The following is a 23689-nucleotide window of genomic DNA, read 5'->3' on the forward strand; positions in this document are numbered from 1 at the left end:
AGGTGCAGCAGCGCAGCGCCCGCGACGAGAGCGCGATGGCGATGAGGGCCATGCCGATGGGCAGCGTGCTCTTGATGATGAAGCGATAGGGCAGGCCGCTGGGCGCCTGGGAGCGCTCGCCTCGGGCAAAGGCGCGATAGGCGTACTCGGTGAGGCCGTCGATCATGAAATAAAGGACCGGCAGCACCAGCAGGACGATGCCGAGCAGTTCGACCCAGGCCTGGAAGCGCAGCGAGAACCGCTCGCGCAGCACGTCGACGCGCACGTGATCATCGGTGACCACGGCATAGGCCAGGGTAAGAATCATGGTGGCGCCGAAGAGGTGCCAGGACATCTCCTCCAGGGCGATGGAACCGCGGCCGAGGATGAAGCGGCTGAAGACATTGGTCAGCACGACGGCGAGGGTGGCGATCCACAGCCAGGAGAGCGTCTTGCCGATCACCGCGATGGCGGAGTCGAGAACGTGGCTCAGCCGGTTGGTGGGGAGATCCTGCACTGGGTGGCCCCCCCGTGCCGGCGCGCCGGGCGCGGAATCGTGAGTACTCATGGATGACTCCGTGACTCGTTAAAGAAAGCCGGTCTTGGAAGACAGACCTTGAAAGGCAGAGAGCAGGAGCCGGCCGCCGCCCGGTGGCGGCGGCCGGTAAACCGCAATAAGTTGCCGGTCAGCTTACTGCTGGCCGATCTCTTCCGGCGCATAGTAGGAGCGCGGCAGATGACCCTTGACGTGCCAGTTGCCGTGGACCTTCATGAACGCCTGCTGGCTCTCCAGGACGCGACCGAACATCTCGTCCTCCGCGGCGATTTCGGCCTGGACCTCGTTGGTCACACGGCGCAGCTCACCGAGAATCTCGTCGGACAGCACCTGGGCGTTGACGCCTTCCTCTTCGAAGTCACGCAGGGCCTTGGGGTTTTCCATCTCGCTCTCGGAGTAGCCGAAGAGTGTGGCGGCACGGCAGCCCATGTCGATGGTGGCGCGTGTCTGCGGCTCCAGCGCGTCCCAGCTCTCCTGGTTGATCAACAGGTGGGCGGTGGTGAAGGTCTGGTGCCAGCCTGGCAGCACGTAGTTCTGGACGATCTCCTGCATGCCCAGGATACGGTCGACCGCCGGAGCGGAGAACTCCGTGGCGTCGATGGTGCCACGCTCCATGGCCTGGTAGAGCTCACCACCGGGGATCATGGTGACCGAAGCACCCAGGTTTTCCATGACACGACCGCCGATACCGGCGAAGCGGATGCGCAGGCCGTCGATCTGGTCGAGGGACTCCAGCGGCTCGGCGAACCAGCCGGCCGCCTCGGGGCCGATCATGCTGCACAGCAGTGGCTTGACGTTGTATTCCGCGTAGATCTCCTCGAGCAGCTCAGCACCACCACCAAAGTAGTGCCAGGCCAGGTAGGCCGGCGGTTCCATGCCGAAGGGAGCACCGGCGAACAGCGGCAGTGAAGGGATGCTGCCCTGGTCGTAGCCGACCCAGGTGAAGCCGGCCGGGTAGCGGCCTTCGGAGACGGCATCGAGGATCTCGAACGGGGGGATCAGCTCGCCCGGCTCGTAGTAGCGCAGGTTGATATTGCCGCCGGACACCTCGTCCAGCGTCTCGCTGAGATAGCGCACGGGGGTGCTCAGGCCGACCAGGTGGGACGGGAAGGCGATGGGTACCTGCCAGCGAACGCTCTCCTGGGCATTGGCGGTACTGACGCCGGCAGTACCCGCCAGCAGTGCGGCGGCGGCGACGCCGAGTGTGACGGGGCGGATGCGAGTGGCGAGAGTCGGAATGAACGGCATGAAAGCTCCTTGTACGTTATTTTCAGTGCAGCTCTGTCGGTGCAACTTTGTCAGTGCAACAGCTGCTGGAACGACGTTGTTGGTCTGCGTTGGTTTCTTGTCGACGCCGCAGGATGCGAGGATGCGGCTTGGTTGACGCCACGCCAGGCGGCGCTTGCCCCATTTTGTTGCACGCTTCATGCCAGATATGAAAATGTTTTGTAAAACAAAGTCTTGAGGGGAGTGATTATCAAGGGGGATAGAAGGGGTGTCCGGTCATTCGGACAATGCTCGACCTTGGTCGCAGAGCATTCTGTCTGCTTTCCGGTCAGGTGTCCGGTTTTTCGGACAGCTTGGCGAGTTTCTCGTAGAGCACCGAGCGTGGGATGCCCAACAGGCGGGCCGCTCGGGACTTGTTGCCGCGGCACGCAGCCAGGGCGTTCTGCAGCGCGGTACGCTCGGCTTCGGCCACCACCTCGGCCATGGCCCGGATCGGGGCGACCGTCGTTCGGGAGTGTCGTTCGAGAGGCTGATAGGGAAGGGCCGCCAGGAGTTCCGGCGCGTCGATCACGTGGCACGCTTCGTTGAGTGCCAGCGTCTGCTCCAGGGTATTGCGCAACTCACGGATATTGCCCGGCCAGTCATGCTGGTGCAGCAACATCACGGCTTCGTTGGTGATCTCGGCTCGGGACTCGCCGCTTTCCTGGGCCAGTTTGCCGAGGATGGTTTCACACAGGATGCCCAGGTCCGCCAGTCGTTCGCGTAGCGGAGGCACGCGAATGCGCAGCACGTTGAGCCGGTAGTAGAGGTCGGAGCGGAAGCTGCCTTCTGCCACCATGGCCTCCAGATCACAGCTGGTGGCGGCGATCACGCGGACATCCACCCGCTTGACCTCGTTGGAGCCGAGCGGCTCCACCTCCCCCTCCTGAAGGGCTCGCAGCAGCTTGGCCTGTACGGCCAGCGGCATGTCGCCCACTTCATCGAGGAACAGGGTGCCGCCGTCGGCAAGCTGGAACTTGCCCTGACGGGGGCGGCGGTCGGCGCCGGTAAAGGCCCCCGGAACGACACCGAAGAATTCCGCTTCCAGCAGGTTCTCGGGCACAGCTGCCACATTCACGGCCACGAACGACGAGTCGCCGCGGGGCGAGGCGCCATGGATGGCCTGGGCCAACACCTCCTTGCCGGTTCCCGTCTCGCCCAGTAGCAGCACCGGCGTGGCGCGGGCGGCGGCAAGCCGGGCGCGACGCTTGACCTCCAGCACCGACGGGCTGGCGCCGATGAAGTCGCCCATGTCGTAGCGGGCGCCACGCTTGGCCAGGGCTCGTCGGGCCGCCGCCAGGTCGTTCTGCAGGCGCCGATACTTGCCGATCAGCGGGGTGAGGGGTTCCAGGTCATCGAAGACGATAAAGGCCACGGCACCGCTGATCTTGCCGCTCTTCCTGTCGTGCAGCGGCAGGCGCATCACCACCAGCTGATGGTCCTCGAACTCCATGATATCGAGCAGGATAGGGCGGCCGTTGCGCACCACCTCGGGCATCCGCGTATGGGGAACGACCTCGGCGACCGGTCGGCCGATGGCACTGGCAGGATCTTCGATACCCAGCAGCCGGCAGTAGCTGTCGTTGATCCAGGTGAGCCGCGCCTCGGCGTCCACCGAGATGGCCCCGGTGCTGGCATGCTCGAAAAGAGGAAAGAGCGGCCGGATCGCCTCGAGCGTCAGCCCCTCTCCCAGCGAGCCGGGTAGGGTCGCCTTGGCATCGCTATCGCTAGGGTCGACCCGAGGCATATCCGTACACTCCAATATGGCCGCCCTCTAGGGCGGCGGTTTCGGGCCGCTGAAGAGAGCGCGGCGGTTTCGGGCCGCTGATCAGAGCGCGGCGGTTTCGGGCCGCTGATCAGAGCGCGGCGTTATCGGGCCGCTGATCAGAGCGCGGCGATCTTGTCGTGCTGCTCCACAAGCAGGCGACGGGCAGCCTGAAAATCGGCCAGCTTGGTGCGTTCCTTCTCCACTACGGCATCGGGCGCCTTGGCGATGAAGCTCTCGTTGCCGAGCTTCTTCTCGATGCCGCCGATCAGCTTGTCCTGCTTGTCGATCTCGCGGGCCAGGCGCGCCAGTTCGGCATCCTTGTCGATCAGGTCGGCCATGGGTACCAGCACTTCCATTTCGCCTACCAACTGGGTGGCAGACAGGGGCGCCTGCTGGGGATCGTACAGCCAGTCGACGCTCGCCAGCTTGGCCAGCTTAGGCAGGACCCTGCGGTTAGCCTCCAGGCGCGCCGGGTCGTCCGGGCCGCCCTTGGTCAACAGCACATCGAGCGGCTTGCCCGGGGCGATGTTCATCTCGGCGCGGATGTTGCGCACCGCCACGATCACGCCCTTGAGCCACTCGATATCGCGGGTCGCCTGCTCGTCGATCTTCTCCTGCTCGGCCACGGGCCACGGCTGGTTCATGATCGATTCGGAGCCGTCGCCAGCGGCCTTGCCTGCCAGGGGCGCCACGCGCTGCCAGATCTCCTCGGAGATGTAGGGCATCATCGGATGGGCCAGGCGCAGGATCGCTTCCAAGACGCGAACCAGAGTGCGCCTTGTGCCGCGCTTGGCAGAGGGCGAGGCGTTGTCATCCCACAGCACCGGCTTGGAGAGCTCCAGGTACCAGTCGCAGTATTCGTTCCAGACAAATTCGTAGAGGGCCTGGGAAGCGTGATCGAAGCGGAACTCCTCCAAGGCCCGGGTCACCTGAGCCTCGGTCTGCTGCAGGCGCGAGACGATCCAGCGGTCGGCCAGCGACAGCTCGACGTCGCCACCCTGACCTTCGAGAGAGACTCCGCAATCCTCGCCTTCGGCGTTCATCAGCACGTAGCGCGAGGCATTCCACAGCTTGTTGCAGAAGTTGCGGTAGCCGTCCAGGCGGCCCATGTCGAACTTGATGTCGCGCCCGGTGGTGGCCTGGGACAGGAAGGTGAAGCGCAGCGCGTCGGTGCCGTGGGGTTCGATACCCTCGGGGAACTCGTCGCGGGTGGCCTTGGCGATCGCCTTGGCCTTCTGCGGCTGCATCAGGCTGCCGGTGCGCTTTTCCAGTAGCTCGTCGAGCTGGATGCCGTCGATCAGGTCGATGGGGTCGAGCACGTTGCCCTTGGACTTGGACATCTTCTGGCCCTGACCGTCGCGCACCAGGCCGTGGACGTAGACCTGCTTGAACGGCACCTCGCCGGTGAACTTCAGGGTCAGCATGATCATTCGCGCGACCCAGAAGAAGATGATGTCGAAACCCGTGACCAGCACACTTGAGGGGTGGAATGTCTTGAGCTCCGGTGTCTTCTCCGGCCAGCCCAGGGTGCCGAAGGTCCACAGGCCCGAGCTGAACCAGGTGTCGAGCACGTCCTCGTCCTGGGAGAGGCGCGGCACGCCCAGCTTCTCCATGGTCTTGAGCGCGTCGGCAGTCATCTCGGTAGTGCCGCCCAGCAGCTGGTTGAAGCCGCGCAGGCGCATGGCGGTGTCAAAGTCGCCCTGCTCGTGCTCGATGAAATGACCTAGTTCGACCAGGTACTCGCGGGTGGCTTCCACCTCGTTGCGCGCCACGAAGACGTTGCCGTCGATGTCATACCAGGCGGGAATGCGGTGGCCCCACCACAGCTGGCGCGAGATGCACCAGTCCTGCAGGTCGCGCATCCACGAGAAGTACATGTTCTCGTAGTTCTTCGGCACGAACTGGATGTCACCGTTCTCCACCGCCTCGATGGCGGGCTTGGCCAGTCTCTCCACGGCGACGAACCACTGGTCCGTGAGCAGCGGCTCGATGACGTCGCCACTGCGGTCGCCGTAGGGCAGGGTGTTGTTGACCGTCTCGACCTGCTCCAGCAGGCCGGCGGCCTCCATGTCGGCAACGATCTGCTTGCGTGCCTCGAAGCGGTCGAGCCCGGCGTAGGCCTGGGGCAGGCTGGGGTCGATGTCGGGCAGCGGGCGGCCCTGGATATCGAAGGCTTCGGCCTGGGGCAGGATCGCCGCGTCCTGGGTGAAGACGTTGATCAGCGGCAGCCCTTGGCGTCGGCCCACCTCGTAGTCGTTGAAGTCGTGGGCCGGGGTGATCTTCACGCAGCCCGAGCCCTTCTCCATGTCGGCGTGCTCGTCGGCGACGATGGGGATGCGGCGGCCGACCAGGGGCAGTTCGATGAACTTGCCCACCAGCGAGGCGTAGCGCGGGTCCTCGGGATTGACCGCCACACCGGTGTCGCCCAGCATCGTCTCGGGACGGGTGGTGGCGACGACCAGGTAGCCGAGCCCCGTGTCGGTGGTGACGCCGTCGGCTAGCGGATAGCGGAAGTGCCAGAAGCTGCCCTGCTGGTCGCGGTTCTCCACCTCGAGGTCGGAGATCGCGGTGTGCAGGGTCGGGTCCCAGTTGACCAGGCGCTTGCCGCGGTAGATCAGGTCCTCTTCATAGAGGCGCACGAAGACTTCCTGCACCGCCTTGTAGAAGCCGTCGTCCATGGTGAAGCGCTCGCGGCTCCAGTCGACGCTGGCACCCATGCGGCGCAGCTGGCGGGTGATGTGCCCGCCGGACTCGTGCTTCCACTCCCACACCTTGTCGATGAAGGCGTCGCGGCCGAGGTCATGGCGCGTCTTGCCCTCTTCGGCGGCGACCTTGCGCTCCACCAGCATCTGCGTGGCGATGCCGGCGTGGTCGGTGCCCACCTGCCACAGGGTGTTGTTGCCCTGCATGCGTCGCCAGCGGATCAGGGTGTCCATGATGGTGTCCTGGAACGCGTGGCCCATGTGCAGGCTGCCGGTGACGTTGGGCGGCGGGATCATGATGGAGTAGGGCTCTCCCTCGCCCGAGGGGGCGAAGCGGCCGTCGGCCTCCCAGCGCTCGTACCAGCGGGATTCGATCTGCTCGGGTTGGTAGGTCTTGTCCATGGGGCGTTCCGGGTCCAGAAATGATCGCCGCCGGTCGTGGCGCCGGGCGGCAGGAAGTCGTAAGAAGAGTGTTCGAAAAATGGGTGCGATTATAGCGCGATGAGGCGCTTGGCGTCAGCCAGGCGTCAATCGAGGATCGGTAAGCAAGCACTTCCGAGGGGCGCCGGGGGCAGGTCGAAGAGGAGGTCATTCGTCAGGGATGACGAATGTAGCGCCCAGGGATGGGTTTACAGCGCCTCCTCGTAGGCCTGCCCTCGGATCAGCCCCGGTACAGGCAGTCTTCCGTAACCCTGGAAACGGGAGCTCATCCCTTGAGCTGATGCGCCTTCACCGGATAGCCGCGCTGCTTGTAGGTCTGCCAGCACTCGCGCTTGGCGGTGAGCACCTGCTGGTGCTGGTTGATGATCTCGGCGACCCGATCGAAACGCGAGAACCACTCGGGGATGCCGGGGTCGAGGTTGAGCATCGCCATGGGTGTATCGGGAACTGGCTCGGGGGGATGTTCCCAGCCGATGGTGACCGCCACGCTGTCGGCCATCTCGCTGCCGAGCGGGGAACTGTCCACAAGGGCATGGGGCAGGTAGGCGTCGGGGCGGAAGGTCCACAGCCTGTCGTCGAGGTCGCGGGCCATGGCCTCGTCCTCGGCGTGCAGGTGCAGCCGGAAGCCCTTGCCTGCGATGGTCTCGGCCAGGCGGCAGGCGAAGTCGAGGCGTGCCTCGAGGGTGGTATCGGGAAGGATGTAAAAGTCTACCTGGGTCATGGGAACTCGCTGACCTGGGGGCGGAGGGGCTCTGTCGTCGACAGGGTTACGAGGAGGCGCTGTGAACCCATCCCTGGGCGCTACTTTTGCCTTCCCTGGCAAAAGACCTCCTCTTCACCCTGTCCCCGACGCCCCTCTTCCTAGGTGTCTCATGTCATTAACGAAGCGTGGGTTCCCGTCGCGAGCGGGGCGAGGCTATACCGCAAGCAGGCCCCGGGGCGCCGGACCGACGAGGAGGCGCTGTGAACCCATCCCTGGGCGCTACTTTTGCCATCCATGGCAAAAGACCTCCTCTTCGACCTGCTCCCGGCCGCCTCGCGAGGCGTTGGCCGGCTCCTGGCGTAGCGAGGATCTGCTTTTTTCAGACCAGCTTGGTCAACCAACCATGCGTGTCTTCGGCGCGACCGTACTGCAGGTCGAGCAGCTTGGTGCGCAGACGCTTGGCGATGGGGTTGTCGCTGCCGGCGGTCAGCCGGATACGGCCTTCTTCGGTGACCAGTTCGCCCACCGGGGTGATCACCGCGGCGGTGCCGCAGGCGAAGACCTCGGTGATTTCACCGGAGGCGGCGCCCTCGCGCCACTCGTCGATGCTGATCGGCCGCTCCTCGGGGGAGAGCCCTTCGTCCCGGGCCAGGGTCAGCACCGAGTCGCGGGTCACGCCCTCGAGGATGGTATCGGTGAGGCGCGGGGTGGCGATGCGACCGTCCTTGAAGACGAAGAACAGGTTCATGCCGCCCAGTTCCTCGATCCACTTGTTTTCGCGGGCGTCGAGGAAGGCAACCTGGCCGCAGTCGTGGGCGCTCGCTTCCTTCTGGGCGGCCAGGGAGGCAGCGTAGTTGCCGCCGCACTTGGCGAAGCCGGTGCCGCCGGGGGCGGCACGATTGTAGTGGCTGGAGAGCCAGATGGAGACCGGCTCCACGCCACCCTTGAAGTAGGCCGCCGCCGGCGAGGCGATAACGTAGTAGTCGACCTCGTGGGCCGGACGCACGCCGAGGAACTTCTCGCTGGCGATCATGAAGGGGCGCAAATAGAGGCTGCACTCGTCAGCCGCGCTCTTCGGGGTCGGCACCCAGGCGTGGTCCTGGGCCAACAGCGCCTTGAGCGAGCCGATGAAGTCTGCGTCGGAGAGCTCCGGCAGGGCCAGGCGATGGGCGCTGCGGCGGAAGCGCTCGGCGTTCTTCTCGGGGCGGAAGGTCCACACCGAGCCGTCGGCGTGACGGTACGCCTTGATGCCTTCGAAGATCTCCTGGGCGTAGTGTAGTACGGCGGCCGCGGGGTCCAGCGTCAGCGGGCCGTAGGGACGGACCTCGCGGCCGTGCCAGCCGGCGTCCAGCGTCCAGCGTACATGCGCCATGTGATCGGTGAAGTAGCGTCCGAAGCCGGGATTCTTGAGGATATCCTCACGGATCGGCGACGCCGTGGGGGTGGCGTTGGGTTGTAGGTCAAAGCTATCAGTGGGCACGGCAAAGGGTCTCCGCAGTCCCTGGGACGACCATCGGCCGCTCCCAGGGGGCGATACAGGAACATCGAGCCGGACTGAGCCGGCTCGATGCGTTGTCAATGGTTCAGATGTAAAGGTTGCCGAGCGCGATGGCAACCCTCTTGGCTCAATTGTCGCCGATCTCGACGCGGGCATCCGCCTCCCGGTCCAGCAGGTACTGGGTCAGCAGGCCCACCGGGCGACCGCTGGCCCCCTTCTGCTTGCCCGAGGACCAGGCGGTACCGGCGATGTCCAGGTGCGCCCAGGGAAACTTGTCGGCAAAGCGCGAGAGAAAGCAGGCGGCGGTGATGGTGCCGGCCGGGCGACCGCCGATGTTGGCCAGGTCGGCGAAGTTGGAGTCCAGCTGCTCCAGGTACTCCTCCCACAGCGGCATGTGCCAGGCGCGATCCCAGGCGGCTTCGCCGGCATCCAGCAGGTCCAGCGCCAGATCGTCGTCGTTGGAGAGCAGGCCCGTGGCGTGGTGCCCCAGGGCGATGATGGCTGCCCCGGTGAGGGTGGCGATGTCGACCACGCTGGCAGGTTCGAAGCGCTCGGCGTAGGTCAGGGCGTCGCACAGTACCAGGCGACCCTCGGCGTCGGTGTTGAGCACTTCGACCGTCAGGCCCTTGAGGGTCTTGATGATGTCGCCCGGCTTTGTGGCACGGCCATCGGGCATGTTCTCTGCGGCGGCGACGATGAAGACCAGGTTGAGCTTGGGCTTGATCGCCAGGACAGCCTTGGCGGTGCCGAACACGCTGGCTGCGCCACACATGTCGAATTTCATCTCGTCCATGGACTCGCCGGGCTTCAGCGAGATACCGCCGGTATCGAAGGTGATCCCCTTGCCCACCAGTACATGCGGGGCTTCCTCGGGGTTCTCGGCGCCCTGATATTTCATCACGATCAGGCGGGTGGGCTCTTCGCTCCCGCGGCCCACGGAGAGCAGGCTGTTGGCACCCAGCGCTTCCAGCGCCTCTTCGTCCAGGATCTCGACCGTGAGCGCGCCGCCGGAGCCCTTGCCCAGCGATTCGGCCTGCTCGGCCAGGTAGCGCGGCGTGCACACGTTGCCCGGCAGATTGCCCAGGGTGCGGGTCAGGGCGATGCCCTGGCCCACGGCGTCACCGATGCGAGCGCCTTCCCGGGCAGTTGCGGCGTTGCCCCCTTCGCTCACCAGCAGCGTGACACGGGTCAGCCTGGGGGTCGGTGTGGGCTCCGATTTGAATTCGTTGAATCGATAGACGGCACGGTGGGCGGACTCGGCCACCATGCGCGCCTTCCAGTCGCAGGCACGATCGGGAACCGGGACGTCGGTGAAAGCCACCGCCACATCCTCCACCGGCAGAACGGCCAGGGCGGTGAAGGCGGCATCCAGTGCCTTGATGAAGACTCGCTCGTGGCACTTGGCCTGGTCGCCCAGGCCGACCAGCATCAGGCGATCGGCGCCCAGGCCGGGGGCAAAGGGCACCAGTTGAACGCTGCCCGCCTTGGCATCGAAGTCTCCACGCTCGATCAACTGCCCGATCAACCGCTCGCTGGCATCGTCAAGCTTGGCGGCGGTGGGCAGCAGGCCGCCCTCCTTGAACACCGGTACCACGAGGCAGGCCGTTTCGGCCTTTGCGGGATTAGCCGTCTGAACTGGGAATTCCATTGTGACTCCACGAGACAAGCGAAGGGGGATTCTGGATAATGCCGGCACGGCTCCAGGCCATTGCCGAGTCACCCCAGTGTACTCAAGGCATGGCGCCATTGCATGGAAGACGGCTGCATGATCATTTTTCGTTACCTGACCCGCGAGATTCTACTGACCATGGCCGCCGTAGCCGGCGTCCTGCTGCTGGTCATCATGGGCAGTCGCTTCATCCGCTATTTTGCCGATGCGGCGGAGGGGGATATTCCCGCCAGCATTCTTGGCAACCTGATGCTGTTCCATCTGCCGGGGTTTCTCGAGCTGATTCTGCCGTTGGCGTTCTTTCTCGGCATCCTGCTCGCATATGGCCAGCTCTACCTGAACAGCGAGATCACCGTGCTGGTCGCCTGCGGCACCAGCCCCGCGCGGCTCCTGCGGGTCAGCCTGGCGCCGGCTACCCTGGTTGCCATTCTGGTGGGGCTGTGCAGTCTCTGGCTGACCCCCGCTGGGGCGCTGCACAATGCCGTGATGCTGGAAGACCAGCGCAGTAGGCTGGACTTCACCGCCCTGGCACCGGGCCGCTTTCAGGACTTCGGCGGCGGGCGTACCGCCTATACCGAGTCCTTCAGTGCCGATGGCAGCCGCATGCAGGAGGTCTTTATCAGCGAGCGTCAGCGCAGACGGGACGGCACCCCCGAGAGTGCCGTGACACGGGCGACAAGTGGTTACCAGACCGTGGACCCGGAGACCGGTAGTCGCTTCCTGGTGCTGGCCGATGGCGAGCGCTACAGCGTCGACCCGGGGCGTTTCGAGGCCGAACGGCTCGAGTTTGCCACCTATGCCGTACGGCTTGCGCTGGGTGGCGACCGGCGTGAGCTGGCGTCGCCGGATTACGCCTCCACGAGGCAACTGCTGAACGATGACTCAAGCCAGGCAAGTGCACAGCTGCAGTGGCGACTCTCACTGCCGATCATGGTGTTCATCCTGACATTGATGGCGATGCCGCTGTCCCGGGTCAACCCGCGGCAGGGGCGCTTCGCCAAGCTGCTGCCGGCCATTTTCCTGCATGTCTGCTATCTGAGCCTGCTGCTGGCGGCACTGGATGCCATCGGGCGCGGTTCCTTGCCTGCTGCGATCGGCATGTGGCCCATTCATGCCGCCTTCCTGGCGCTAGGAGTGGGCATGATGGTACGTGCCCAGCAGAAGGGAATGAGCTGATGGTGACGGATCGACTCGACCGCTATATCGCTCGCAATGTGCTGGGCGCCATCCTTGTGGTCCAGGTGGTGCTGCTGGGCCTCGATCTGGTGATTACCTACATCAATGACCTGGGCGATGTGGAAGGCAACTATGGTGCCTTCCATGTGCTGCTCTACCTGCTCATGCGGCTGCCCTGGCGCTTCTATCAATACGCCCCTGTTGGGGTGCTGATCGGAGCCCTGATCGGCCTGGGCAGCATGGCGTCGAGCAACGAACTGACGGTGATGCGCGCTGCGGGCCGCTCACTGACCCGGATACTCTGGGGCGTCATGAAGCCGATCATCCTGGTGGTGGCGGTGGTACTGATCGTGGCCGAGTATGTCAGCCCGCGCACCGAGCAGTTTGCCAGCGCCTGGAGGATGGAGCAGATGCAGGGCGAGGGCGCGGTGGTAATGCAGCGCGGTGGTTGGCAGCGCGAGGGCGACAGCATCTATCGCTTTGGCGCCATACGCGCCGACGATACCGTGATCGACCTGACCCGCTACCGCTTCGAAGGCCATGAGCTGCGCGAGGCCACCGTGGCCGAGCGTGCCATCTGGCGAGATGATGGCTGGGTACTCGAGAACGTGGCGAGGACGCGCTTCGAGGAGGAGGGTACCGAAGCCGAACATCTGGCCGAGCAGGGGTGGGAGACCAGCCTGACGCCGGCCCAGCTCAACCGACTGCTGCGCTCCATCGATAGTCAGGCGCCCAGCGAGCTCTGGGCCTATGCCCGATTCCTGAAAAACCAGGGATTGCAGGCCACGCAACCCCTGCTCTATTTCTGGCAGAAGATGCTGATGCCGCTGACCATGGCATCGCTGGTGCTGGTCGCAGCTTCCTTTGTCTTCGGCCCCCTGCGCACCGTGGCAGCGGGAACGCGGGTCTTCTATGGCGTCGTGACCGGGCTCTGCTTCAAGTATCTGCAGGATCTGCTGGCGCCTGCGTCCACGGTATTCGGTTTTTCGCCGATATGGGCGGTGCTGGCGCCAACCCTGATCAGTGCAGCCCTGGGGTTCTATTTCCTGCGACGAACAGGCTAGGAGTCTATGCGACGACGTTTCGATCAACTCGACGAAGTATGGCCGGCCGGCCTGGGCAAGCGATTGGGTGCCATGGTGTATGACGGGCTATTGGTGCTGGCCATCTGGATTGGCATTACCACTGCCCACGTGGCCTGGGTAAGACTGGTACTGGAGCTGCCGCCTGAGGCGGTGGGGGCCGGCATGGCCCAGGTGCTCTCGCTTCGTCTTGCCCTGGCGCTCAGCGCCTACGCCTTCTTTACCTTCTTCTGGACCCGTGGCGGCATGACCCTGGGGATGCAGGCCTGGCGGTTGCGCGTTCAGACCGACGACGGGTGTTCGATCACCTGGAGCCAGAGTCTGGTGCGCTATCTGGTGGCCTGGGTGTCGCTGGCGGCGCTGGGGCTCGGCTATTGGTGGATTCTCTTCGACGCCCAGAAGCGCAGCTGGTCTGATATCGCCTCTGGCACCCGGGTGGTGGTGGTGCCCAAGGCCAGCCGATGACATGGTCATGCCAGTCGACCGAAACATGACAATGATCAAAAAATAGTCGATTTCCACTTGCGATAGGCTATGCGAATCATTTACATTAAATCTAGTAGGCTATTATTAGAGGTGATGGCAAATGTACGTATGTCTCTGCAAGGGCGTATCCGACCACAAGCTCCGCGCGACCGTCGAAGACGGGGCGCGCAGCTGGCGTGAAGTGCAGGGCGAGACCGGCTGCGCTACCCAGTGTGGTAAGTGCGCCCCTGTGGCCAAGGCCATCACCCGTGACGCCATCAGGTCGGAAATGCAGGCTTCGGTAGCCGATCTGGCATATGCCGTGTAGCACTAGGTCTGAAGCGCTGGGCCGCTGCCGTCTCCGACCTCGATGCCAATCTTTATCATTCTTGTTGGCCTTTATCCAAGCTCTTGTCGTGGTTGGACTTTTTTATCAGTGTGACTAATACTGATAAACCCCGGACCCCGACGAGAATGGAGACGTGCAATGAAAGGCGATGCCAAGGTCATCGAGCATCTGAACACCGCGCTCGGGAACGAGCTGGTGGCGATCAATCAGTATTTCCTGCATGCGAAGATGTACAAGGACTGGGGCCTCAAGGCGCTGGCCAAGTGGGAGTATGACGAGTCCATCGAGGAGATGCAGCACGCCGACAAGTTGATCGAGCGTATTCTTTTCCTGGAGGGCATTCCCAACCTGCAGGATCTTGGCAAGCTCCATATCGGCGAGAACGTGCGCGAAATGCTCGAGTCCGATCTCAAGATCGAGCATGAAGGGCGCAATGCCTATATCAAAGCGATCACTCACTGCGAGAAGGTCAAGGACTACGTGAGCCGCGACCTCTTCCGCGATATCCTTGCCGATGAAGAAGACCACATCGATCACATCGAGACCGAGCTCGGCCTGATCGACAAGGTTGGTATCGAGAACTACATGCTCAAGCAGATGCAGGAAGCGGGCAACGAGTAAGACCTGCCCCTGCCGCACCCTCTTTTTACTATCGACACCGGCGCACTGCGCCGGTGTCGGCGTTTCTTTCCTCGCGTTCTCGCCCCTCCCTCTGGGAAACCGTCGCCAATGATCTACGCTGGTGCATGTGGGCGTGCGAGTCGTCGCGTCCTGCACCAGTATGTTGCCCTTGCCGCCCTGTCCTGCCAGCGAGGGTGTGTGCCTCTCTTGGCCACTACCAGTGTGCAGGACATTGGCAGGAAAACTGCATACAACAATCATAACCAGAACCAGAACCAGAACCTGCGAGGCAGCCTTGATGAGTCGTTATCTATCCCGTTCCACCGGCCTGCTGGTCGGCGCACTCGGACTTTCCTTGATCGGCGCGTCGCTCGCCCAGGCCGACGATACCCGCATTCGTTTCCAGCTCGACTGGCGCTTCGAGGGCCCTTCGGCGCCCTTCCTGATGGCCGTGGAGCGCGGCTACTTCGCCGAAGAGGGGCTCGACGTCCAGATCGATTCCGGCAGCGGTTCGGCCGGTGCCATCAACCGGGTTGCCTCCGGCGCCTACGAGATGGGTTTCGGTGACCTCAATGCCCTGGTGGAGTTTCTTGCCGAGAATCCCGATGGGCCAGGCATCCAGGGGGTCTATGTGGTGTATGACGGCAGCCCGGCTTCGGTTTTCGCACGTAAGGATCGCGATATCGAATCGCCCGCGGATCTTGCCGGCAAGGCCATCGCCGCACCGGCCTTCGATACCGGTTATCGGGCCTGGGGAATCTTCGCTGCGGCCAACGAACTCGATGCCGACGACGTCGAGTGGCAGAACGTCGATCCGACCCTGCGCGAGACCCTGCTGGTGCGCGGCGATGTGGATGCCATCACTGGGTTCTACTTCACCAGCCTGCTCAATCTGGAAGGGCGTGGAATGGGTGAGGAGGAACTTACCATCATGCCGTTCCCCGAGTATGGTGTGCCGCTCTATGGCAATGCCATCATCGCCAGCGAGGCCTTCTCCGAGGAGAACCCGGAAGCCGTTAAGGGCTTCCTGCGCGCCTTCAATCGTGCCCTCGAGGAGACCCTGGCCGACCCGGATGGCGCCATCGATTATGTCTACAACCGCGACTCGTTGATCGACAGGGAGATGGAGACCCGGCGCCTCAGGCTTGCCATCGACAGCGTGATCGACACCGAGGATGCCCGTGGCAATGGCGCCGGGGCGGTGGACGAGGAGCGTCTGCGCAATGCCATTCAGCTGGTGGCCGATGCCTATGAGCTACCGTCGGTACCTGAGCCCGAGCGTGTCTTCACCTCGCGCTTCCTGCCGCCCCAGGACGAACGAATGATCTTTGCCGATCGGTCGGAGTAGCGGCATGCAGGAGACCACCCTGGACCTTTCCGCCGGCGGGGCTGTGGAGTCGGGGCGTGGCGGAGCCGCCGACACGCCTTTCGTCGCCTTCGACCAGGTGAGCCTGGCCTATGACGATTCGGGCAACGCCATCGAGGACATCACGCTTTCCATCGAGGAGGGGGAATTCGTCGCCTTTGTCGGCCCCAGCGGCTGCGGCAAGTCGACCTTCATGAAGCTCTGTACCGGGCTGCATGGCCCCACCGCGGGCCAGGTGAGGGTCGATGGCGTGCCGGTGGGTGGTCCGCTGAAGATATCGGGCATGGCCTTCCAGAATGCCAACCTGCTGCCCTGGCGTACCACCCTGGACAACGTCCTGCTGCCGCTGGAGATCGTCAAGCCCTACCGCTCGCAGTTCCGCAAGCGCCGGACCGAGTTTGTCGGCTGGGCCCGCGACCTGCTGCGCACCGTGGGGCTCGAGGGCTACGAGGACCAGTTTCCCTGGCAGCTCTCCGGCGGCATGCAGCAGCGGGCGTCGATCTGCCGGGCGCTGATCCATCGCCCACGGCTGCTGATGCTCGATGAACCTTTCGCCGCTCTCGACGCCTTCACCCGCGAAGAGCTGTGGTGCGTGCTGCGCGACCTGTGGGAAGCCCAGCGCTTCACCGTGGTGCTGGTGACCCACGACCTGCGCGAGGCGGCCTTCCTGGCCGACACCGTCTACGTGATGAGTCGGCGGCCGGGGCGCATCATCGAGCGGCGCACCATCGACCTGCCACGCCCGCGTGAACTGGCGATCACCTACGAGGAGCCATTCACCGGCCTGGTGCAGAGCCTGCGCAAACAGATCGGCGAGATCCGCGGCACCTGATCGAGGACGTGACATGCAACTGAGTGAAAAGAGCCGCCAGCGGATCGCACCCTGGGCGGCGGTGGCGATCCTGGTGGTGATCTGGGAAGCCACGGTGCGTCTGCTCGACGTGCCGGAGTTCATCTTTCCCGGGGCCTGGGCCACGGCGCAGGCGTTAGTGACCTACGCCGGTCCCATCGGCATGCACTCCTGGCAGACCTTCTGGACCACCATGGTGGGCTTTGGCATCGGCGTGGCGGTGGGCCTGCTGCTGGGTTTTATCATCGGCTCGTCGAAATTTCTCTACCACGCCTGCTACCCGCTGCTGGTGGGCTTCAACGCCATTCCCAAGGTCGCCTTCGTGCCGATCCTGGTGGTGTGGTTCGGCATCGGCTCGGTGCCGGCGATCCTCACCGCCTTCCTGATCTGCTTCTTTCCTATCGTGGTCAACGTGGCTACCGGGCTTGCGACCCTGGAGCCGGAAATGGAGGACGTACTCCGGGTGCTGGGGGCGAAGCGACTCGACGTGCTGCTCAAGGTGGGGCTACCGCGCTCGCTGCCCTACTTCTTCGCCTCGCTGAAGGTGGCCATCACCCTGGCCTTCGTCGGCACCGTGGTGTCCGAAACGGTGGCCTCCAACCAGGGTATCGGCTACCTGATGATGAGTGCCGGCTCGCAGATGCGCATGGCGCTGGTGTTCGCCGGGCTGATCGTGATCAGCGCCATGGCGATGGTGATGTATGAGCTGTTTGCCGTGCTGGAGAAGCGGATGACGGGGTGGGCCCATCGGGGGCAGCGCTAGAACGCCTTCTCCAGGTCGAAGCGCGGCACCGGTTCGCCCTGGACCTCGACGGTCTCGGTGAACATGGCGAGCGGTCGGACCCACAGGCCGTACTCGCCGTAGAGGGCGCGATAGACCACCAGGGCTTCCTCGCTCTCGCTGTGGTGGGCGACGCCCAGCACCTCGTAGCGGTTGCCCTTGTAGTGGCTGTAGATGCCGGGAACGGGGTAGGGACTTGTCATCGGAGTCTCCATGCAGTGAAGCGGGGTAGGGAGGGTCACTCGCCGGGTACGGCCGCAAGCTTGGCCAGCCTGGCCAACACCCGCGAGACGGCCGTGAACCCGAAGCTGCCGGTGACGAAGGTGGCGGAGCCGAAGCCCGAGGCGCAATCGAGCCGTGTCGCCTCGCCGGTTCCCGGCTTCTGGAAGCATACCTCGCCATCGTTGCCCGGATAGACCAGCTGCTCGTCGGAATAGACGCACTCTACCGAGAAGCGGCGCTTGGGGTTGCGCGAGAAGCCAAAATCACGGCGCAGGCGTGCACGAACCTTGGCCAGCAGCGGGTCGTGTTCCGTACGGCTCAGGTCCGCTATGCGGATGCGTGTGGGGTCGGTCTGGCCGCCGGCGGCCCCGGTTACCGTGATCGGCAGCTTGCGCCGCTTGCACCAGGCGATGAGCGCGGCCTTGGCCAGCACGCTGTCGATGGCATCCACCACGTGGTCGGCATCCTGGGGAATGCGCTCGGCCAGGTTGGTGGGGGTGACGAAGGCGCTATCCGCCACCACCTCGATGCCCGGCTGGATCGCCCTGCAGCGCTCGGCCAGGACTTCCACCTTGGGTCGGCCGATGGTGCCGTCCAGGGCGTGGAGCTGGCGATTGACATTGGAGACGCAGACATCGTCCAGGTCGATCAGCGTGAGCTTGCCGATGCCCGAGCGGGCCAGGGCTTCCACCGCCCAGCTGCCCACGCCGCCGACGCCCACCACCACCACATGGGCGGTGCGGAAGCGCTCGGCGGCACGGGAACCATAGAGCCGACGGATGCCGCCGAAACGAAGGTCGTGGTCATGCTGGGTGGCGGGGTCGCCATGGCTTGAGAATGGGGCTGTCATGATCGCTGGTCAGGGCTCCCTGTCAGGTGGCGGGTTCGGGGTTGGGGGCGCTGAGGCTGGCACGGTTCACCGGCAGGTGGCCGCTCCAGCCGAAGCGTTCGAACAGGGCCGACATGGGGGCGTCAAGGGCGCAGCTCAAGCTCAGCCGATACGCCTCGAACGGATGCTCGAAGTCCAGGCCCACGGCGGCCAGCAACAGCCGCGGACACCCCAGCCGCTCCTTGAAGAAGCGGTTGTGGTTGCCCTTGCCGTGCTTGGCGTCACCGATGATGGGATAGCCCCGCTGTGACAGGTGACGGCGTATCTGGTGGCGGCGCCCGGTCACGGGGCATGCCTGCATGAGCGAGTAGCGGCTCTGCGGGTAGCGGTCCACCCGTACCGGCAGCTCGACGCTGTCGAGCCGCTTTACTTCGGTCATCGCCTCCATGGCCGGCATTTCCGCCTTGGGGCGGCTGCCGTCCTCCTCGCGCAGGGGATAGTCGAGCCAGTCGTGTTCGGGGCCAACGCCGCGAACCACCGCCAGGTAGCGCTTATGGACCCGGCGCTCGGTAAAGGCGTCCGCCAGCCGCGCTGCCGCCGCCGTTGACAGGGCAAAGACCATCGCCCCCGAGGTGGGGCGGTCCAGGCGGTGCACCGGATAGACCCGCTGGCCGAGCTGGTCGCGCAGGCGCTGTAACAGGAATTCTCGCTCACCCCGTGCCAGGGCCGTGCGGTGTACCAGCAGGCCAGCCGGCTTGTGCACGGCAACCAGGTGCTCGTCCCGGTGGAGAATCGTCAACGCTTCCGACATGTCAGCCTGGCTCGTGGAACGGGGCCGCCATTGTCGCCGCCCCACGAGGCGTTGTCACCTCGATGGCTGTCTTGTCACCTACAGGCATGAGGGTCTGCGCATGCCGTCATTCGCTGTCCTGACAGTTGCCCCGCTGAAGGATGCCGTGGGCGATGCGTTCGATACCCTGGCGATAAGCGGCCTGACGGTAGGAAATCGACTCCGCCTCGGCCCGCTCCAGCACCCGCCGCCCCTGGCTTTCGATCCGTTCGGCCAGGCGCTCGTTCACGGTTTCTTCCGACCAGCGCTCTCCGGTACGATTCTGCACCCACTCGTAGTAGCTGACGATAACGCCGCCGGTATTGGCCAGCACGTCCGGCAGGACCGGAACGTCGCGCTCGTCGAGCGCCGCCTCGGCCTGGCTGGTAACGGGGCCGTTGGCGATCTCGAGCAGGGCCTTCGCCTTCACCTGGTCCACATTGTCGCCGCGAACCTGATCCTCGAGCGCCGCGAGTACCAGGACGTCGACATCCAGGGTCAGCAGGTCGTCCCGATCGAGGTGCTCGACGTTCTCGGCGATACAGACCGATTCGTCGCAGTAGACGAGATCGTGCAGCCGCTGGTTCTGTGTCTTCTGCTGCATGATCGGTTCCGGGTCCAGCCCCTCGCTACTGTAGATGGCGCCGCCCGAGTCGGAGAGGGCGACGATGCGATAGCCGCGCTCGTGGGCGAGCCGGGCAAAATGGTAGGCAGCATTGCCGAAACCCTGGATGGCCAGCGTCGTGTCTTCCGGCTTGCGCTGCTCACGCTTGGCCCACTGGTCCAGCACGTGCAGGGCGCCGCGCCCGGTGGCCGCTACACGGCCATGGGAGCCGCCCAGCGCCGGAGGCTTGCCGGTTATGGCAGCAGGCTCCTTGCAGCGCACGATATGGTTGTATTCATCGGCCATCCAGCCCATCACCGTGGCGTTGGTATTGACGTCCGGTGCGGGGATATCACGGCGGGGGCCCATGACGTCGGCAATGGCGCGTATATATCCCCGCGCGAGCCGCTCCAGTTCGAGGCGTGAGAGCTGCTTGGGGTCGACCTTGACTCCGCCCTTGCCGCCGCCATAGGGCAGGTCGACGACGGCACATTTCACCGCCATCCAGAAGCTCAGGGTGGTGACCTCCAACTGGTCGACGTCGGGGTGGAAGCGAATGCCACCCTTGGCCGGGCCCAGCGTGGTGTCGTATTGCACGCGCCAGCCAGGAAAGACGCGCAGCCGACCGTCATCCATGCGCACAGACACGGCAACCTGTAGCGACAGGCTTGGCTGCATCAGGCGCTCGATGACGTCGTCGTGGACGTCGAGTGCCTCGAAGACATCCTCCAGGCGGGAGCGGGCATCGTCGAAGAGATTGGCATGATCCTTTTGCCGTGACATCGTCATCCTCCATTGTCGAGACGGGATAGTTGTCGATAGAAAACAGCGTAGCAGCCCTCTCACCTCGGCCATTGGCGTGTTGGTGACGGGTACGAAAAATTTCAGTCGATTACAGGATGAATCACTATCCCGGGCAGGCGGTAGGCCAAGGATCGATCAGGGAAGGGGCGCCGTGAACCCACCGACGCATAAAACACTCTCGTGGTGTGGCGGCGAGATGCAACTGTTGCTGATCGCCGTCGGAACTGGCCGAATTCGAGAAGGCCTTGCCACTCCGGCTCCCTGTGTTCAGAACACCCGGAGCCGGAGTGGCAAGACGGAAATGGCAAGGCGAGTGCGGCAAGTCGGCGAGACGCAGCACCACAGCCGGTCGCCGTGGTGCTCCAAGCTATCGCAAAATGGTTATTCGGCGCTCAGACTCAGCACATAGGAGCCGCTGTCGCTGCCGTTGAAGGAGCGGGCGATGGCGCGATATTCGCCGGGCTCCAGGTGGGTCTCGATACGCGCGTCAAGGTTGTCGCCACTATCGTCATCGTTCAGGAACAGCCCTTCTCCCTCCAGCTCCAGGTAGGCGTCCAGCTCGCTGGACATCATGTCCAGCCGATAGGTGCCGGCTTCGTCCAGTTGAAACGTATAGGCGTCCCGGGCACCCACCTCCAGTCGGGCATTGAGGGGCTGTCCGATTGACAGCTGGCCGTCGGCGGGGAGTTCGTCGAGCTCCACTGCGGAAGCCTTGAGTTCAAACAGCCCACTTCCACTGAAGCTGTGGCTTCGTGCGGTAACGGTGTAGCTGCCTGGCCCCAGGTTGTAGCGAATCCGCGCATTGAGCTCTTCGCCGCCGTCGTCGTCGCTGGTGGAGATGCCTTCACCATGCAGTTCGAGGAAGGCATCGAAGTCGCTGGAGAGCATATCGATGGTCACGGTGGCGGGAGTCTCGAGGGTCAGCTGGTATGTCAGCGGTTCGCCATTGAGCCAGCCCTGAAGCGGCTCGTCGATCGTCAGTTCGCCACTGTTGCGCAGCGAGGCACCGTCGGCGAGTTCATGAGGTTCCACGGAAAGGGTGTAGAGGCCGCTCTCCTGGCCGTAGGCGGTACGAGCGGTGAGCTGGTATTCGCCCGGTTCGAGGAAATCGGCGATGCGAGCGTCCAGGTTGCCGGCGCTGTCGTCATCCTCGCGTTGGTAACCATGGGGTCCTTCCAGGACAAGGTAGGCGTCCACATCGCTGGAGCGCATCTCGATCTGGTAAAGCCCGCTCTCCTCCACTGTCAGCGTGTACTGATCCGAGCCGTCCTGCAGCCAGCCATCGGCACGTGAAGGGACGCTCAGGGTGTCGCTGGTGGTGAGTTCCATGCTGCGGCTGGTCAGGCTGAAGGGACCATAGCTGTGCAGGTCGTTGCCACTCACGATCAGGGTGTAATCACCGCTCTCGTCGATGCGATGGCGCAGTGCCGGCGTCTGGCCAGGGTCGAGATAGGCAGTAGGCTCGTAGGTCGATGTAAGCATCTGCTCTTCATCGTCATACAGCGATAGGGTGCCATGCAGTGGGCCGCCGAGCTCGATCTCGATCAGCGCGCCCTCTTCGAGCGGCAGGGTGAAGCGGGTGAAGCGGCTGCCATCCTTGCCATTGAGCTCGCTCTGCGAGGTGATCTCGCCACGGTGGCGCTCGCCCAGCTGAATGAGCTCGAAGGTGGACATGCCGCTATCGTCATCCGCCGTGGTTTCAATTTCGGTGTCGGATTCGGAAGAGGTGGCGAGGGCCGGCAACTGCCAGCCGATCAGCAAGCCGACGGCTACACCGCCAAGGGCAGTCAGGGTCATGGAGGAGGCACGGTTGGCCATGGAAGCATCCTTGTTCGATGGCGAAGCATCGGTTAGGGGAGGCACCCGGTTATCCGGGCGATGTTTACATTACGTAACCATTATACGGGGCTTCTTCGTTGAGGGGCAGTGGGGAGTGCTTGTCACTTGAAGTGAGCCCCGGGACCCCCAACCTCTCTCTGTGAAAGCCGGAAAACTCTCCCGTCAACGTTCAACCGACCGTACTACCAACCTTATCTACCCATCAACAGGAGTCATCATGTCCTCAACCGTCTTGATCACCGGTGCCAACCGCGGCGTCGGCCTGGCACTGGCCCGGCATTATCATGGCGAGGGCTGGCAGGTGATCGGGGTCTGTCGCCAGACATCCGCCGAGCTGGACGCAGTGGCCAGCCGGGTGGTGGAAGGTATCGATGTGACCCGTGCCGCCGATGTCACCCGACTCGCCGAGAAGGTGAAGGATCAGCGGCTCGACCTGCTGATCAACAACGCCGGCCTGCTGCGCGACGAGTCCCTGGACGAACTGAATTTCGACACCATCCGGGAACAGATGGAGATCAATGCCTACGCGCCGCTCGCCGTGGTGGAGGCGTTGCTCGACAACCTGGGGGAAGGCAGCAAGATCGCCAACATAACCAGCCGCATGGGATCGATCGCCGACAACGATTCCGGAGGTCGCTACGGCTATCGCGCCTCCAAGGCAGCACTCAATGCCTTCGGCAAGTCGCTGGCCATTGACCTGGCCCCCCGCGGGATTTCGGTCATCCAGCTCCATCCCGGTTTCGTGAAGACCCGCATGGTCAATTTCGGCGGCATGATTTCACCGGAGGAGGCCGCAGCCGGCATCGCGGCGCGTATCGCGGCACTGACACTCGAGACCACGGGTACCTTCTGGCACAGCAACGGCGAACCGCTGCCCTGGTAAGGCAGGAGCCGTCGCCGATGGATAGAGCCTCCTTGGGTTCGTGACAGGCGCGAGAATTAACGCGTTCGCCCGGGCAGAACGAGCCCGGGTGATAGACGGTCTTGACCTCCAATCGATAGATAAGCCCGGCTTGAGGTTGCGGAGGCGAACTGCTAAATTATCCGTGATAATCGTTATCATTAACAAGAGGCAGTGAATCGCATGCACCCGCCTGACGGTTCGCCCCGTGACATGATTCTTGGCCATGAGGCCCGCTTCGATGACCGCGAGCAGTGCAGAGAGGTCGATAGCCGCACCCTGCTCGGCCCCGACGACAAGTTGGTCATTCATCACGAGGGGAGGCGCTACATGCTCCGTCGCACCCGACTGGGCAAGCTGATTCTCACCACCTGACAAACCGTTCGACA

General features: G+C 64.1%; 22 protein-coding genes. 10 read left to right on the plus strand and 12 right to left on the minus strand.

Features of this window, described 5'->3' with window-relative positions; genetic code table 11:
- The 7 genes from DU505_RS20695 to DU505_RS20725 all read right to left on the minus strand — a co-directional run.
- Window positions 1-547: TRAP transporter small permease subunit (locus DU505_RS20695; protein WP_114480865.1), on the minus strand; the 547-nt coding region annotated here is incomplete at its 3' end.
- Window positions 548-670: 123 nt separating this feature from the next.
- Complete coding sequence (locus tag DU505_RS20700) at window positions 671-1783, minus strand: TRAP transporter substrate-binding protein (protein ID WP_114480866.1); 1113 nt, start codon at window positions 1781-1783, stop codon at window positions 671-673.
- A gap of 307 nt (window positions 1784-2090) precedes the next feature.
- Entirely contained in the window at window positions 2091-3548 is a 1458-nt protein-coding gene (locus DU505_RS20705; RefSeq protein ID WP_114480867.1) for a sigma-54 interaction domain-containing protein, read from the minus strand.
- 137 nt (window positions 3549-3685) lie between these two features.
- Entirely contained in the window at window positions 3686-6673 is a 2988-nt protein-coding gene (locus DU505_RS20710; RefSeq protein WP_114480868.1) for a valine--tRNA ligase, read from the minus strand.
- Window positions 6674-6977: 304 nt separating this feature from the next.
- A complete protein-coding gene (locus DU505_RS20715) occupies window positions 6978-7433 on the minus strand; it encodes a DNA polymerase III subunit chi (RefSeq protein WP_114480869.1) in 456 nt (151 codons plus the stop codon).
- A 361-nt stretch (window positions 7434-7794) separates the two neighbouring features.
- On the minus strand, window positions 7795-8895 hold the full coding sequence (locus DU505_RS20720) for a branched-chain amino acid aminotransferase (protein ID WP_114480870.1): 1101 nt from the start codon (window positions 8893-8895) through the stop codon (window positions 7795-7797).
- A 145-nt stretch (window positions 8896-9040) separates the two neighbouring features.
- Window positions 9041-10561, minus strand: a complete 1521-nt coding sequence (locus DU505_RS20725) for a leucyl aminopeptidase (protein WP_114480871.1) — start codon at window positions 10559-10561, stop codon at window positions 9041-9043.
- Window positions 10562-10678: 117 nt separating this feature from the next.
- Between DU505_RS20725 and lptF the strand changes: the two genes are divergently transcribed.
- The 8 genes from lptF to DU505_RS20765 all read left to right on the plus strand — a co-directional run bounded on the left by lptF (window position 10679) and on the right by DU505_RS20765 (window position 17254).
- Window positions 10679-11758 (plus strand): LPS export ABC transporter permease LptF, encoded by a 1080-nt coding sequence (lptF, locus tag DU505_RS20730; RefSeq protein WP_114480872.1) that lies wholly within the window; start codon window positions 10679-10681, stop codon window positions 11756-11758.
- Entirely contained in the window at window positions 11758-12822 is a 1065-nt protein-coding gene (lptG, locus tag DU505_RS20735) for an LPS export ABC transporter permease LptG (protein ID WP_114480873.1), read from the plus strand. Before lptF ends, lptG begins: the two co-directional genes overlap by 1 nt.
- A gap of 6 nt (window positions 12823-12828) precedes the next feature.
- The gene (locus tag DU505_RS20740) at window positions 12829-13305 is read left to right on the plus strand and encodes an RDD family protein (protein ID WP_114480874.1); all 477 of its coding nucleotides are present in this window, start codon (window positions 12829-12831) and stop codon (window positions 13303-13305) included.
- Between the two features lie 121 nt (window positions 13306-13426).
- Window positions 13427-13633, plus strand: coding sequence for a (2Fe-2S)-binding protein (locus DU505_RS20745; RefSeq protein WP_114480875.1), 207 nt, complete (start codon window positions 13427-13429; stop codon window positions 13631-13633).
- A 159-nt stretch (window positions 13634-13792) separates the two neighbouring features.
- Entirely contained in the window at window positions 13793-14275 is a 483-nt protein-coding gene (bfr, locus tag DU505_RS20750; RefSeq protein WP_114480876.1) for a bacterioferritin, read from the plus strand.
- Window positions 14276-14573: 298 nt separating this feature from the next.
- Complete coding sequence (locus DU505_RS20755; protein WP_114480877.1) at window positions 14574-15623, plus strand: ABC transporter substrate-binding protein; 1050 nt, start codon at window positions 14574-14576, stop codon at window positions 15621-15623.
- Window positions 15624-15627: 4 nt separating this feature from the next.
- The gene (locus DU505_RS20760; RefSeq protein WP_114480878.1) at window positions 15628-16473 is read left to right on the plus strand and encodes an ABC transporter ATP-binding protein; all 846 of its coding nucleotides are present in this window, start codon (window positions 15628-15630) and stop codon (window positions 16471-16473) included.
- Between the two features lie 13 nt (window positions 16474-16486).
- Window positions 16487-17254: an ABC transporter permease gene (locus DU505_RS20765; protein ID WP_114480879.1), complete on the plus strand. Its 768-nt coding sequence runs from the start codon at window positions 16487-16489 to the stop codon at window positions 17252-17254.
- Here the strand turns inward: DU505_RS20765 and DU505_RS20770 are convergent.
- From DU505_RS20770 to DU505_RS20790, 5 genes are all read right to left on the minus strand, one after another.
- A complete protein-coding gene (locus DU505_RS20770; protein ID WP_114480880.1) occupies window positions 17251-17475 on the minus strand; it encodes a DUF1653 domain-containing protein in 225 nt (74 codons plus the stop codon). The two genes, DU505_RS20765 and DU505_RS20770, sit on opposite strands and share 4 nt — an antisense overlap.
- A 35-nt stretch (window positions 17476-17510) precedes the next feature.
- Complete coding sequence (gene tcdA / locus DU505_RS20775; protein WP_114480881.1) at window positions 17511-18344, minus strand: tRNA cyclic N6-threonylcarbamoyladenosine(37) synthase TcdA; 834 nt, start codon at window positions 18342-18344, stop codon at window positions 17511-17513.
- Window positions 18345-18366: 22 nt separating this feature from the next.
- Window positions 18367-19134 (minus strand): pseudouridine synthase, encoded by a 768-nt coding sequence (locus DU505_RS20780; protein ID WP_114480882.1) that lies wholly within the window; start codon window positions 19132-19134, stop codon window positions 18367-18369.
- A 106-nt stretch (window positions 19135-19240) separates the two neighbouring features.
- A complete protein-coding gene (locus DU505_RS20785) occupies window positions 19241-20539 on the minus strand; it encodes a Glu/Leu/Phe/Val family dehydrogenase (RefSeq protein WP_114480883.1) in 1299 nt (432 codons plus the stop codon).
- A 402-nt stretch (window positions 20540-20941) separates the two neighbouring features.
- The gene (locus DU505_RS20790; RefSeq protein WP_114480884.1) at window positions 20942-22378 is read right to left on the minus strand and encodes a hypothetical protein; all 1437 of its coding nucleotides are present in this window, start codon (window positions 22376-22378) and stop codon (window positions 20942-20944) included.
- A gap of 238 nt (window positions 22379-22616) precedes the next feature.
- On the opposite strand from DU505_RS20790, the gene DU505_RS20795 reads away from it, so the two are divergent.
- Window positions 22617-23282 (plus strand): SDR family oxidoreductase, encoded by a 666-nt coding sequence (locus DU505_RS20795; protein WP_114480885.1) that lies wholly within the window; start codon window positions 22617-22619, stop codon window positions 23280-23282.
- A gap of 201 nt (window positions 23283-23483) precedes the next feature.
- On the plus strand, window positions 23484-23675 hold the full coding sequence (gene hemP, locus DU505_RS20800; protein WP_245948110.1) for a hemin uptake protein HemP: 192 nt from the start codon (window positions 23484-23486) through the stop codon (window positions 23673-23675).
- Window positions 23676-23689 lie beyond the last annotated feature (14 nt).

The organism is Billgrantia montanilacus (genome assembly GCF_003336675.1).
GTDB classification, from domain to species: Bacteria; Pseudomonadota; Gammaproteobacteria; order Pseudomonadales; family Halomonadaceae; genus Halomonas; species Halomonas montanilacus.

Coding starts and splice junctions, on each gene's coding strand:
- DU505_RS20700 (WP_114480866.1), bottom strand. CDS start 1,783: ATGCCGTTCATTCCGACTCTCGCCACTCGCATCCGCCCCGTCACACTC.
- DU505_RS20705 (WP_114480867.1), bottom strand. CDS start 3,548: ATGCCTCGGGTCGACCCTAGCGATAGCGATGCCAAGGCGACCCTACCC.
- DU505_RS20710 (WP_114480868.1), bottom strand. CDS start 6,673: ATGGACAAGACCTACCAACCCGAGCAGATCGAATCCCGCTGGTACGAG.
- DU505_RS20715 (WP_114480869.1), bottom strand. CDS start 7,433: ATGACCCAGGTAGACTTTTACATCCTTCCCGATACCACCCTCGAGGCA.
- DU505_RS20725 (WP_114480871.1), bottom strand. CDS start 10,561: ATGGAATTCCCAGTTCAGACGGCTAATCCCGCAAAGGCCGAAACGGCC.
- lptF (WP_114480872.1), top strand. CDS start 10,679: ATGATCATTTTTCGTTACCTGACCCGCGAGATTCTACTGACCATGGCC.
- lptG (WP_114480873.1), top strand. CDS start 11,758: ATGGTGACGGATCGACTCGACCGCTATATCGCTCGCAATGTGCTGGGC.
- DU505_RS20740 (WP_114480874.1), top strand. CDS start 12,829: ATGCGACGACGTTTCGATCAACTCGACGAAGTATGGCCGGCCGGCCTG.
- DU505_RS20745 (WP_114480875.1), top strand. CDS start 13,427: ATGTACGTATGTCTCTGCAAGGGCGTATCCGACCACAAGCTCCGCGCG.
- bfr (WP_114480876.1), top strand. CDS start 13,793: ATGAAAGGCGATGCCAAGGTCATCGAGCATCTGAACACCGCGCTCGGG.
- DU505_RS20755 (WP_114480877.1), top strand. CDS start 14,574: ATGAGTCGTTATCTATCCCGTTCCACCGGCCTGCTGGTCGGCGCACTC.
- DU505_RS20760 (WP_114480878.1), top strand. CDS start 15,628: ATGCAGGAGACCACCCTGGACCTTTCCGCCGGCGGGGCTGTGGAGTCG.
- DU505_RS20765 (WP_114480879.1), top strand. CDS start 16,487: ATGCAACTGAGTGAAAAGAGCCGCCAGCGGATCGCACCCTGGGCGGCG.
- DU505_RS20770 (WP_114480880.1), bottom strand. CDS start 17,475: ATGACAAGTCCCTACCCCGTTCCCGGCATCTACAGCCACTACAAGGGC.
- tcdA (WP_114480881.1), bottom strand. CDS start 18,344: ATGACAGCCCCATTCTCAAGCCATGGCGACCCCGCCACCCAGCATGAC.
- DU505_RS20780 (WP_114480882.1), bottom strand. CDS start 19,134: ATGTCGGAAGCGTTGACGATTCTCCACCGGGACGAGCACCTGGTTGCC.
- DU505_RS20785 (WP_114480883.1), bottom strand. CDS start 20,539: ATGTCACGGCAAAAGGATCATGCCAATCTCTTCGACGATGCCCGCTCC.
- DU505_RS20790 (WP_114480884.1), bottom strand. CDS start 22,378: ATGGCCAACCGTGCCTCCTCCATGACCCTGACTGCCCTTGGCGGTGTA.
- DU505_RS20795 (WP_114480885.1), top strand. CDS start 22,617: ATGTCCTCAACCGTCTTGATCACCGGTGCCAACCGCGGCGTCGGCCTG.
- hemP (WP_245948110.1), top strand. CDS start 23,484: ATGCACCCGCCTGACGGTTCGCCCCGTGACATGATTCTTGGCCATGAG.